The 12845-nt window shown below is 54.4% G+C and carries 5 protein-coding genes; 2 read left to right on the top strand and 3 right to left on the bottom strand.

Translation table 11 applies throughout. The annotated features are described in order from the left end of the window. The first annotated feature begins 173 nt into the window (after window positions 1–173). The gene (locus tag P0D84_RS30070; RefSeq protein ID WP_408342646.1) at window positions 174–2000 is read left to right on the top strand and encodes a hypothetical protein; all 1827 of its coding nucleotides are present in this window, start codon (window positions 174–176) and stop codon (window positions 1998–2000) included. An 834-nt stretch (window positions 2001–2834) separates the two neighbouring features. Further along, a complete protein-coding gene (locus P0D84_RS30075; RefSeq protein ID WP_408342648.1) occupies window positions 2835–5333 on the top strand; it encodes an AAA family ATPase in 2499 nt (832 codons plus the stop codon). A 588-nt stretch (window positions 5334–5921) separates the two neighbouring features. On the opposite strand, the gene P0D84_RS30080 is transcribed toward P0D84_RS30075, so the two are convergent. The 3 genes from P0D84_RS30080 to P0D84_RS30090 form a co-directional block, all read right to left on the bottom strand. Next, window positions 5922–6488, bottom strand: coding sequence for a hypothetical protein (locus P0D84_RS30080; protein ID WP_408342650.1), 567 nt, complete (start codon window positions 6486–6488; stop codon window positions 5922–5924). Window positions 6489–6745: 257 nt separating this feature from the next. Continuing rightward, entirely contained in the window at window positions 6746–11659 is a 4914-nt protein-coding gene (locus tag P0D84_RS30085; protein WP_408342652.1) for an nSTAND1 domain-containing NTPase, read from the bottom strand. Beyond that, window positions 11656–12819, bottom strand: a complete 1164-nt coding sequence (locus tag P0D84_RS30090; protein WP_408342654.1) for a hypothetical protein — start codon at window positions 12817–12819, stop codon at window positions 11656–11658. The genes P0D84_RS30085 and P0D84_RS30090 overlap by 4 nt, the downstream gene beginning before the upstream one ends. Window positions 12820–12845: the final 26 nt, after the last annotated feature.

Consider the following 12845-nt stretch of genomic DNA (forward strand, 5'->3'; position numbering starts at 1 on the left):
TGATTCTCTGATGCCGAAGCGTGCGTGGCGTTCAAGCCTCCACGACCCAAGAGACTCAGTTCCTGGTCAACCGATTCCCCTCAAATCGATGTGTCGAAGGCTCGCGGCGATGTCTTAGCCGCTCGGCGTCGCGCAGCGCTGACGCGTATTTTGGATCAGTAACGGAGACCATCATGCTAGGACAGATTTTCGACACGCTATTGGGCGTTCTGTTGATGTTTGCAGTGCTCGGCATTGTGAATTCTGTCCTTGTCGAAGCGGTGCCGCGTATCCTGCAAATCCTGCCCGGGTCGCGCACGCGTGGCGAATTACTCAAGCTGGCAATCGAAAACATGTTTGGTGGCCCGGCAAAGGACACGTCTCAGACGGTGACGCGTCTTAGCACCGATCTCTATGCGCACCCGTTGATCAGGGCGCTGGGATCGTCGGCTAAACGGCTGCCATCCTATATCGCGCCCGCGACGTTCGCCACGGCGCTGATCGATATTCTCGACAAGCGAGGCAATGCGATTGCGAAAATGCTTCTTGCGGAAGCAGCCGTCGACACCGAACGCCTCACGACAGCTGTAAGTGAATTGCCCCCCGCCGGGGATGCGTCTACGCCGCGACCGCTCGCACGGCTCTCGGCACGGTTGAACAATGACATCAAGGCGTCCACGCGGAATGATGGCAGTGTCGATATCATCAAGCTCGCTGGTCTGAGCTTCTGTTGGCCCAGTGCGCTAGGCATTGTGAGTGACGCGATGAGTTCGAAGAGTGACGAGGACAATCTGGATACGTTGCTTAAAACGTTCGACTTGCTCCCTGCTGCCTGGCTGAAAGATCTCCCTCCGCTCACCACGGAGTTGAATAACGCATTCCAGACTGATTTTTTTTCCGGCTCGACCGATGTGGCGTCAAATTACGATAAGGCCAAACTGCACGCCAAACTTGATCAATATGTTCAGGCCATCCAACAGTGGGAGTCAAACTCATGTCAGGTGACGAGAAGCGCCACGAACACGCTCGACGGGATTAAATGCCTGATCGACTCGTTGCCGGACGAGGTGAAGAGTCTTCGAAACGGATTGCAAGCCATTTACGCTCGCATGAACCCGGCTGTCAATGCGGCTGCCGCCGACGTGGAAATGTTCTATACGGGCGTCGAAAACTGGTTCGGGGAGGTCACCGATCGCGTGGCGGGATGGTACAAACGCAACGCGCGTGTGTGGGGTGTCGTCTGCGCGTTCATTTTGTGCGTCTTCGCGAACGCCGATGTCATCTATGTCGTGCGTGCGCTCTCGTCTGACGCGGTGCTTCGGGCACGGGTCGCCCAAGCCGCAATCAAGACAGTCACCGACTACGAGGCGAGCGTCAAAGCCAATGCGCAAAGCAAAGCCGGTCAAGTCACAAACACAAAGGCACAGGCGCTAACACCAGCTTCCAAGGCGGTTGCAAGCGCGGCCAGCGGCACCGCTGCGCAAGCCGGTAAGCCGAAGCTAGGTCGGGCTACCAGTGCAAGTGCGGCTTCCACCACGGCCGCGAGCACCGGTGCGGCTTCGAGCAGTACGGGTGCGGCTGCAGGCGCAGCAGCGGTCGCGAACGCGGCGCCGCTGCCGATCCTGGGCGGCGGGGTATCGTCAGAGTGTGCGGAGCTGAATGCGAAGGTAAGCAGCAACGAAGGATGGTCTGCGTCACAAGTGACGGCGCTTGTGAAGTGCGAGCAAGAAACGGCGGCCGTCGCATTCACCTATCTTGAGAATTCCGCCCTTCCGATCGGATGGTCCGTTGCGAGACAGAACCTAGTTTTCGCCGGGTACTACGCCAATGCGGACACTGCCCCCACTTGGGGTGCACGCATGTTCGGTGTCTTGTCCAGTGGTGCGTTCTGGCTCTGGCTATCCGGTGTAGTGATTTCTTCGCTTGCGGTAACCCTCGGTGGAGAATACTGGTTCAATCTGCTCGAAGAAGTCGTTCGGCTGAGCGGACCGCCACCGACGAAGCCGGACAAGAAAGTATAAGTGCAACCTGGAGCGACGCTGAAGCCGGCGGCCCGGTATCGCGAGCCGCGCGCTTTAGCCTTCGCGATGCCAACTTGGCTGATGTAGCTGGAACTGGCGGCCCGGTCTGCATTAGCAGATATGGGGCGGTACATCCAGGCGCAAGACGATGTCCGTCACGAGGATGTCGAAGCCGTCGTCTGCGCGTTTTCGCATCTACGGTTGGCGGTGGACTCTTCATCACATTTATTTCCTACAAGTTGACGACGAGCGTCGAAGCGATGATGGTAACCACGCCAATCAGGGGATCTTTACGCTCGGTCGTAGCTCCGGATGGATGCCATCAGCCGTGTGAGTTCACCAGAACTGTCTGCTCAATCGTAATCAATGCCCCACGCCTGATCGCGTGGGTTTTCCCAATTATTGCGGAAACTGTGCTGAAGTCCTTCGGCGGGCAGCCGCAGGCTGCAATTGCGCGGGGTTCGGTGTATGTTCTGGGCATCGTCCTCGCCCGAGACACGCGGACAGGAAACGCCAGACTAAGCGGCGCCCGGTCGTCCCTCCGTCCAATTGTCGCTTCGGCAGGCAACCTAATGCCATATCAATTGCCTGTCCACGTTTACCCCATGCAGAATGAGGGAACACTTCTGCACGCAGTGTGCCTACACTTTGAAATGCTGGTTAAAAATTTACGAGCTGTCCCGGACGCAATTTTGGTGAGCCAACGGATGATGTAGCCCTTGCCGCTTTCCCGTAGAAATTTACGATTGGCTCAACGCCTGGATTCCGGGCACACCAGAAAATCTCCACTGTTTTTCGACCCATCCCGACGACCGTTCTTCGTAGGACAGTGTTATGGCAAACGCTGACGTTCCCCTTGAAGTCGTCCTTATAGGCCATCTTATCCGACACGTCATGCTGGTCCCAGATGAGCACGGCGACCGCTATACAGGCCACGTTCGGGAGGCGACGACTCCTTTACTTTCCGACATGATTACCGAAGCGTTGGTGGAACGACTAGAACAAACCACCGCCCCCCCATCGACGGAGCCATCAACAGCCATCTCCGAACACGCTGACAACTCGGCACGGCAAGACCCGACAGAAGCAAACAACCGAAAGGAAGCTCTGCTTCCCTACCCTAAGCCTACTTTTGTGCCGAGCACCGATAGCTTCGCGACGCTGCGTGAAGCCGAAACCCGCGCGGTAACTCGATTTGGCGAATTGCATAGCGTACTCGACGCCTTTCCCTCCGGTTCATCCAAGTCAAAGCAGGAAACAAAAGTCCTCCGTGTGAGGTATGAGCAACTGGCGACGACAGTTGTGGTTCCCAATGCTCAAGGCGGCTCGCCGGAAGAAGACGGATTGAAATATGTTGAATGGCTAGTCAAGACGGTGAAGACGGCAGTTCAGGCAAACGACAACAAAGCCCAACGCATCATGCTGCTCTACGACCATAGCCCCTATTTCCGGGAAATACTCGAAGAGTGGAGTAAAGCGAGCGACGAAAATGATCGGCGTTTCTCTGAACTAGCCTGTAGCTGCGGTGCGGGGCTGGTGCTTGCGATAAATGATGCCTTTGACGCTAGTTGGGTCAGGTTGGTACAGCGTCTCACGTCGGCCTCTGTCAAAGACTGTACAGATCTCAGAAATCGCTCCATTGCCGTTGTCTCGGCGGATGCCTTGAGAAAGGGCGGTTCGCTGATCATGGAGCTGGGGGCATTCGAGAGCTCTGTTCGTGACGTCGTGTTACGACTCAACGACTCACCACTCAAGCTGCTAAAAGACGTCTGCCGCCATCTTGTGGTCGTCTTCAGGGAAACAGGCGCAATGTGTCTGGATCACGATACAGGCGAAGGAAGCGTGACCTACGCCCCGAACTCCGATAGGCATGCACAGCTTCACCCATCAAGCTATGGTGCGATGCCGGGAAAGTTCACCACGATGGTGACAAGCGTCATAAGAGAGCTATCGTGGAGCGCCGTTACAAAAAAACCGACAGCGTCTCTCGTAGAGAAGCCATGGGATATTGGTGGAGCCCTGAGAATGGGGGTGGCGGCTTACAATTTACACTTCAGTAAAGGCTTCACAAAACCCGAGGGGAACACCACGTGCAGGCCGATCGATGACCTGAAGCACGTCCTCAACGTCACGAGACGTGAGACCGCCATCAAAGATACCGCAGATGTAAAGGGGGCGGAATACTTGCTCACGACAGTTTCGTTTAACGCTCTTCTAGTCGCCACGAGAAACTGGCAACGGACCGACGCCCATTTTGACGCATGCAGAGGCTCGACTGATGACGAAGATGGCAAACTGATTGATCTCGTACAGAAAGGCCTAGAAGTGGTCTTTCGTCACGAACCAGGGCCTCAACAAGCAACCGTCAACGCCAAACCAGACGCGCGCATTACCGTTCCCTATGCGCCGTTTGGCAAGCTCAAGCTATTCGAGTCCGATGAGATTGAGAGTTTAAACAGCCTGGCAAAACTAATAGACAAGTATCTCAACAGTCCAACGTGGCGTACGCCGCTCTCTATCGCCGTCTTCGGACAACCTGGTTCTGGGAAGTCATTTTCCGTAAAGGAAGTTCTCCAGCGCGTGAGCCCTGATAGAAAGAGCGACCCCTTGACGTTTAACATGGCTCAGTTTGTGTCTGTCGATCAGTTAACAGAGGCCTTTCACAAGGTTCAGGACAAGGCGCTGGCATCGTCAGAAGTGCCCTTGGTCATCTTCGACGAGTTCGATGCTGCGGTGGACGACCGGCCACTGGGATGGCTCAAGTACTTCCTTGCTCCGATGCAGGACGGAGTGTTCATGGGCAAGAGCGAGGAGTACCGTGTTGGACGGGCAATCTTTCTATTTTCCGGCGGCATAAGCGAGCGATACGCTGACTTCAGCAAAGAGACAGGTGCGAACGCCAAATCGGCAAAACTACCGGATTTTGTGAGTCGCCTCAGAGGGCACCTCGACGTCGGCGGAATCAATCCTCTCTCGGACGAAGAGGCCAAATTGCCTGTCGCACGTCTGATTCGGCTACGCCGTGCAGTTGTCCTTCGCTCCATGCTCGATCAGCACGCCAGCGCGATCATACGGGCATCCGGTGGTGGCCAAAGAGTGGCCCGCATATCCGAAAACCTGATCAGAGCTTTCCTGCACACACGAAAGTACGTCCACGGTGTTCGTTCGATGGAAGCAGTGATACAGATGTCACGCTTCATTGACGGCCAGTTTGTTCCGGCTTCCTTGCCAACTTATCGACAACTGGAAATGCATGTTGATCAGGCGTCGTTTCTCGAGAAACTAAGAGAACCGGTGTTTTCTTCTCAAACATTGAGTGAGAAGACGCCGTGACTCAACCGCCTCCGTCACGATTGAAAACATGCCAAAAACTGCTCATTGCCCCATCGATTTGCGTGCTCACGCCCCCCTAACATCATCAACCGATGCCGGGCTGCGAACTCAGACTAGAGACATCATATTTGTAGTTACCGGGGAGTGAAGATGGTCGTCCAATTGCTTAGGAATGCGTCCTCCTGATATGAGCACGCCCCCATATTCTTTTCCATCGCGTAGCTAGATGTTTCACTCACAGGCGCCCCTTGCATCGGCCACTACACTGGAGAATTCGGAGCGCTTTTGTAGGCCCTTCAGAGCGTCCGCGAGATATGCATCTAGCGGCACGATGGAGCTGAGACCTTCGACAATCAAGGACCTTCCTGTCTCAAGACCTCTACGTCGCTCGAACCGAAATGTTGTTGCTCTATTGGCAACCACGACATCCCGGAAATCCACTGGGTGACCGACGCCAATGAGGCCGCAATATTCAGGCCTCTTGTGAATAGTCCAATTGGCATTATGGGAAAGCGAGCGTCAGGACTTCGGGTCCCGCCGTAACCTTCGATAAGAACGACTCCGCTCACACTCCAGAGGCAGCCCTCTTCAGCTGCTTGCTCGCATCCAAGCGCCCTCTGCGCAATAGCGTCCGAGTTGTTTGCGACCCAATCGGACTTTCTTCTTTCTTCGTAGCTGCCGCACCTTCTTCAGACATTCGCTCTTACGGCTGCGTACCTCTTTAGGGTCAGCCGGTGGCAAAATCCGACGAAGTTCGCATACGAGAATATGGTGCGACACCTCGTCGATCAGAAGAACGTCGATTTCCTCCTCCTTCCCTCCGCCCCTGAACGTTCTATTGACTAGCATTGCGCAGTTGGCCGGCACCGACGCCGTCGCAGCCAGTCGACCAACCACCCCCTTTTCGAAGAGACTGCTCTGAGAATTGAACTGAACTGTTTCGGTGCGGGCCATCAGGCTGAGCACGTTGCGCTCAGCATGCGAAGATAGAAAATGAATGCACGGGATAGCAAGCATTTTCGCCCCAAGAGGCACAATCGGCTGCAATGCAGGGTCAGGCCACATTGCCGACGAGACGCTGACATTCTTGCGGAAAATCAGTTTGAGTCCTATCACTACACCAGTCAGCCGACAGCACGGCGACGCGATGTCCAAAAAGATCCATCAAAATCGATGAGGAGACGTTCTCTCGTGGATACCCAAGCCCGATGCGAGAACTGCATTGCAGAATCTGGCCATCGCGTTTGACCACTACAACGGGTCGCATTCGCACAGCGCCCTGAAATACAACGCTCCGCAGGAGTTTCACCAGCACCCATCTTCACCAACTACGCGCGACCGAGCGTCCGCTTACGATAATGCTGGGGCGAGTCCACGACCGCGATTGACATATTTATCCGAGAAAGCCGGCCCTACCACTCACCATCCGAGTAGTCGGGAGGGTGACTTACGAGTACCGGCGGTCGACGACTTGCGCTACTCGCCGCCGCAACCACATTTGACGGCCAGCTCGATTTAAAGACACCGATAGTTAGCTTACTTTCGATTGGAGCAGAGCTTTCTAGAATGGCAATTGTCCGGACATCCTCGCTAACACAAACGATATTCAAGTCGTTTTTGACATGACGTATTTGACCAATCTCGCGAGCATCGGGGATGGACCAATAACGGATGCAAGAATCGTCGGAAAGCGCAGTCATGAGAACCGACTTGTCATCGCTTATACGAATGGCAGCTCGCCCCTTCAGCGATCGAAAGAGAAGAAATTTCTCTGGTTGTACTTTGCCTACACTGAAACTCTGAATCATCTCCCCCGTACTTATTTCCAGCAACTTCACCCCACCGAGGTCGCTGGCGAAACTACACCATTCGTCATCGTTAGAGAAACAAATACAGTATGCGCCGGCACCGTTATTACGGTAGACGACCTCACCGAATTCCGCATCAAGCAGCAGGAGTTTCCCCGCTGCGGTGCAAATCCCTATGTACCTGCCTGTCGCTGATAGAGATACGTCGCGAACGACATCCATCAAACTGTGTGCTGCTCCATCCAACTGGCCGATCGTAGACGAAAACAGAGGTTGGGGATGGCTTAAACTAAACATATGGCAAACAACGTTTTCAGCGTCATCGACGGAAATCGATGCCACAGATCGGCTTGCGGCTCTTGAGGCGATGCGATAGACCGTGCTGTTCGTATTGACCTCGGCCAGCTTAGTTAGGCTACGCTTTACCATATCGAATAGATAAAGAATTTCATCATTTTCAAACGCCCAAATCATCTCATGGTCGGTCAGCCAGCGTGCGGCAGATAAAGGCTGGAGATCAGAGAAGGTAAAGTGGTTTCCCGAGTCAGGAATCCGTACGACAAGTGTCCCTCCCGTTGGGCGCTGGGATATAAGCATCGCAAGTGCGCTCCCGTTGGGACTCAATTCGGCCCAAGTGATGCGGTATGGTTTTTGGGGCATGCCAAGCATTGGCCCCCTAAGCCCCATTAAATAACCTGCGTGATCCTCAAAGTGCAGTATGTCTGGTATCTCTCGAGAATCGAACCGCAGATGACCATCCACCTCTGCCAAATGAAAAATAGATGCCTCTTGCTCGTAAAACCCTAAATCCTTTGTGAAGATAAATCCTCTATCACTAGACGCTCGGATCGCAAAATATCCAAATTTGAGGCCGCTTGAGGTCAAATACACGTGAACTCCCGAGCGATTGACCAGCGCTACACACTCACCGCTCGGACTGAGTTTTGACATGGAGATCGCGGACTCAGAAACTATCGTCGTTATCGCCTTTTCAAGGAGGTTGACAATCACAACTTTATTTGGCTCAGCACGAACTAGAACATGGCTTTCATCATCACTGGAACTCGGACTGTCATGGGGCATGGCAATGTCGCAGGCGACGACATCCCGGCTGCCCGTCTTACAGCAAACGATCTCAAAGCCCGTGGGGCTAACGATAACGAAGCGACTTACATCAACGTGAAACAGCACAGCGTGTGTGCCTTCGGTAGGCGTTCGCTCCCCTTGAAAAAGCATTTTTTCTGTCACCAAATCGAAAACTCTGAGGCTTCCATCTTTTGATGTGTACATGAAGTTGCCCGCACACGATAGAGCGCCCGCCTCTTCGACTAGGACCTCCCGGCGCGTTGGCGGTTGTCCGGGGGCGCACCAGATCAGATGGTCTTTCTCGATTACCACCAGGTGATCCCCACTCAAACATGTGCAAAACTGACTTGCCCGCTCATCACAGACGACAAGCGTCGCTTCGCTTACCCCATCAAGGGGAAGACGCCACCCGATAAGCCCTGTTACGGTTTGCAATATCACCAGACCTTTCGGCGTCACGACAAACTTCGGTAATTCTCGTTGCATATTTTCGATCAAAGCGGCCAGCCCGTCGCCCACCCTGCGTTCTTCTAGGACGGGATAGCATTTTTCATCTAGCTTCGCCTGGCGTACAATTCCGGTCGATAGACATATCCACAAGAGATTGTGCTTCGTTACAGCAACAAGCCACTGCGACGTTGGAGAGAAGGCTAAATGAAGGACAGGCTCTTTCGTTTGCACCAAAACTTCTTCCCGCACAGATTGCGTGCTCCAGCAGCGGACACGTTTGTCGTTAGCGGCCGCGACGTACCTCCCATCCCCACTGCATGCGAATCGCTCAAGAGAGTCCAAATCAATGTCGATGATCGCCAACGCTGGCGGGTAAGTACGCCGCTCCCACATCGCGCGATACGCAGTAACTGTCGAATATGCCTGGTACGATGCGACAGCAAGCGCAAGGCTGCGGGCGGTGTCGATTGGATCAGTTAACTCCATCGCCTCAAGAGCCGTTTCATATGCCTTGCCCAAAACCCGGCTTGCCTTCAGCAATTCCAATCGCTGACTGTCAGCGATGCAAGCGTCGATGTACTCAATTTCAGCACCAGTCAGCGGTAGCTGCCGTTCGGTCCGCAATTCTTCGGCCGCTTGCAGCCGAACGCCCCGGTGGACCAACCGACTATCATCGTGGGGATCCTTCTGCCAATCTCTCGCTGCTTCGCCAAGATCCGCCCGGATGCGAAGGAGAGCCCGGTCTTCGTCTAGCCAAGACCGCAATTTATTCCAATGTCGGATTAGCGCTTCATGGCAGACTTCTACTTCGTTTTCGTTGGTAACACTGTTGAAACTAGTCACCAGCAGTCTCGCGACAATGAATCGGTTTACAAGATTTCGAATCACCTCGGGGGCAACGCCTTGTGGAACCAATTCAGAATAACTGAGCCTCCGGCGCGTATCACGTTGTTCCTCTGCTATGCGAGCGTCTTCATCAAGCCGGGTAAGCCGTAAAAAGATGTCCCGAACGCGAGTTTGGTCCGTCGCAGAAAGTTCTTCATACAGCCTCTCGGCAGTAGCCGCGATGGATCCTTTCACTCCGCCCAGCATGCGATACTCGTCAGCTTTCAGCCAGCATCCGCATCGGCGCTCCCAGAGCATCGACAAGGTGTACTGCAAAATCGGCATCGCACCCGGCTCGCCTGCCACCTCATCGACGATCGTGTTACTGAGCTCCGGCTCGAATCTCAGCCCGACTTTTGCTGCCTGTAGCTCGATTGCGTGTCGAAGCTCGACGGCAGTCATTGGCGCGATAAGTTCTTGCCGAGCCTGCATCCGCTCCTTCAGGACGTGATAAGGGGCGCATTCTCCCCAGAAGTCCGCGCGCATCGAAATCACTACGCGATTCTGATTGGCCCGTAGGAGGATTGCGTCGATGAAATCGTTCCGCTGTTTCTCTTCCCTGCACAGGGTGAACACCTCTTCGAACTGGTCCACAATGTACAAGACCGGACCCGCGTCTAACCCCTTCTCCTGGGCTTCCAGTTGGGACGCCGGGGTACTACCCGGGGTGAAGGTAATCACCCGGAGAGCTGAATGCTGTTCGCTTAACCGGGACGCGATTCCCGCCAGCGCGAGCGACGACTTTCCGCATCCTGACGGCCCCAATAGCGGCAAGAAATTGTCGGCGTCGAGTCTCTCTAACAGTTTCTCAACTAATTTCTCACGCCCAAAAAAGAAGTCCTTATCATCCTCTTGAAACGGGGATAAACCCTTGAATGGAGGCCGAGAATCATACGGCGGCGGAACCCCTCCTTGCGCTAGTGCATGGAAGGTAATTTCCACGGCGCGCTCACACAACTCATCCACTCGTGCCAACGCCTGCTCATGTCGATGTCTGGCTATCGAAGTCTGCGCTTCGAGATCCACTTCCATAGTCTCTTTAATCGAATGCGCTAGCTCGGCAAAACGCTCCGTCATCATCGGCGCCCTCTCGAGCAATAGATGCTCGAGTCTCTCCAATCCGTTGCGTATCTCTGGAATTGTGAGTGGCAGCTCCATCGCCAGACGTGGCTTCACTCGCAAGCGCAATAACGGAACTGAAGCTCCTTCAATCTCCGGACGGCAGAATTGGCGGTAAGCCGTTGCCTTGTTTCCTTCCTCCAACAATCTCCGGACGGTCGATGCGAGCGTTACACTGTCAACATCCCATGTCCCCGAGTCTCTATGGTGTACGCCACAATTTCCTGAAAGGGCCACCAGCAGCGCCTCTGAGAACCTTGAGGTTTTTCCCTTTTCAAGGGAAAATGCAAGCTTTCCTTCCCCCGTAGCCTCAATGAGCGAGACAGCATTGGCAATTACAGGGTCCCTCTTGACAAATGACAACAGTGCTCTCGGTTCACCACCTTCAATCGAGTTCATATCCCGCGAAATTTGCCTGCAAGCGTCTATAAAGAAGTAAAGGCTTCCTTTGGCTGCCCTCATTACCCCTCGGATAGTCCTCGATATATCAATAGCTCCGCCCCACGGATCGTCCGCGTTCTGGCCAAAGTCTTCAGCCAGTAGATAATGGCTGTTGACCATAACTCCATGACCGCAAAAATAAAAAACCCCAATGTTTGCGTCGTTGCTAATTACGTGAGAGCGCCAGCGGGCGAAAGCGGTTTGAATGTTGCTTCGAGTGGCAAGGCCAAGTTCTGCGGAACCAGTTGGGGTGTCGACTACGACGGGAGCTTCGCTCGAGGCAAGCCCCTCAAGCGATAACAATGGACTGTCGGGGTTCTCAAAGCCAGCCGCAGCTGGATCAAACAGCGGCGCAAAGCACCAATCAATGAATGCTTTCGCCGAAACAGGAGGCGAACTCAGTTGACCCAGACCCAGTGGATAATCGGCCAAAAGTCCAGGCGTCCCGTCTATTAGGTACGGGTACCTCCCAACTCCAACTACGAGGATGTGCGTACCTGCGCTGGTTGGAGTACCTCTCTCGTAGAGAATGGTCACGGGATGTCCGGCGTGCGCAGGCGCGCAGCAAGACGCGTGTAAAAGCTTGGGCGCAGAAAATACCCCCCGTGTGCCTGAACGGAGTTATAGCCCGTGTCGTACTCGACGTCCACAGCATCGGTGAAAATCGGTGCAACGAGATAACTCAGAATGTCGTTCGGGTCGAACACGTTCAGCCAGCGCTTCAGGTTGGCCGGTTTTGGCACCTTTTCTTGTGGCGGATTGCTGGGTATTTGTGTACTGCTCGCGAGGTAAAGCTTCATCTCCTCGAAAAGACCAACCTGAGACCCTACAGTTATCAGTACATCGACAGATATGCTGGGATCAAAACGGGTCAGAATGTCGTACACAATTTCGCCGCCGAAACTGTGCGCAATCACTATCAATTTGTTGTCTTGTGCAGTCCTTGCCGCGCTCGCCTTCTGCAACTCTGAAAGGACAATGGTGACAATGGGGCCCGGCGAGTCAGGGGTTCCTCTGTTGACAAGATAGGTAAAGACATCACCGGTAAATCTCGTTACCGTTGAGTTAAGCTTCTTGCGCCCCATGCGCGCCAACAGTTCTGTCCCAGCACGAGGAATTGCATCACTTAAGCGAGAAAATCCTTCTTTGAGATGATCCAACACCTCACCCGCGCCGAAACTCTCCGGGCCCTCATGGATGTGTTTGTTCAGAACGTCGGCGAAATTTCTCTCCGATACGTCGTCTAGCCACGACGGCTTTGGGTTGGCTGCGGCATAACTCGCAGCCAACAGATACGACGCTGCGATTTGCCGAGCTTCGCGCTCACTCCTTGCTCCAGCTAGTGTCGCCCCATAGATTAAATCCACGAACCCTGGAAAATTTCGGCGGGCATGCTCGAGGAGATTGCCCGTCACCGGCGACATGGCGACCAGCTCCACAGTTTCGCGAGTTGCCGCTGCATCGTCGTCCGCTCCGAATTGCTCAAAACGCGTCGATGCGTCTGGCAACACGGCCATGTTCCACGCGAACTGTGCTGCATGTGCACCCCAGTATGGACTCGCGAGGTAGAGTTCATCGGACGGTAGCTCGAGGGCCGGGGCGACTATTTCGCGAAGAAAGCCGTTGCGGCCATTCTCGTTGTCGCGGTACACATCGCCTTCACGATTATTGACACCGTGAACGAAGACAATTGGCATATTAGTTGACTCCCGTCGGATATTGA

The organism is Paraburkholderia sp. RL17-337-BIB-A, assembly GCF_046025895.1.
Taxonomy (GTDB): Bacteria; Pseudomonadota; Gammaproteobacteria; order Burkholderiales; family Burkholderiaceae; genus Paraburkholderia; species Paraburkholderia fungorum_C.

Excerpts from the sequence above, each read along its gene's own strand:
- P0D84_RS30070 (WP_408342646.1), top strand. The coding sequence starts at position 174 with ATGCTAGGACAGATTTTCGACACGCTATTGGGCGTTCTGTTGATGTTT.
- P0D84_RS30090 (WP_408342654.1), bottom strand. The coding sequence starts at position 12,819 with ATGCCAATTGTCTTCGTTCACGGTGTCAATAATCGTGAAGGCGATGTG.
- P0D84_RS30075 (WP_408342648.1), top strand. The coding sequence starts at position 2,835 with ATGGCAAACGCTGACGTTCCCCTTGAAGTCGTCCTTATAGGCCATCTT.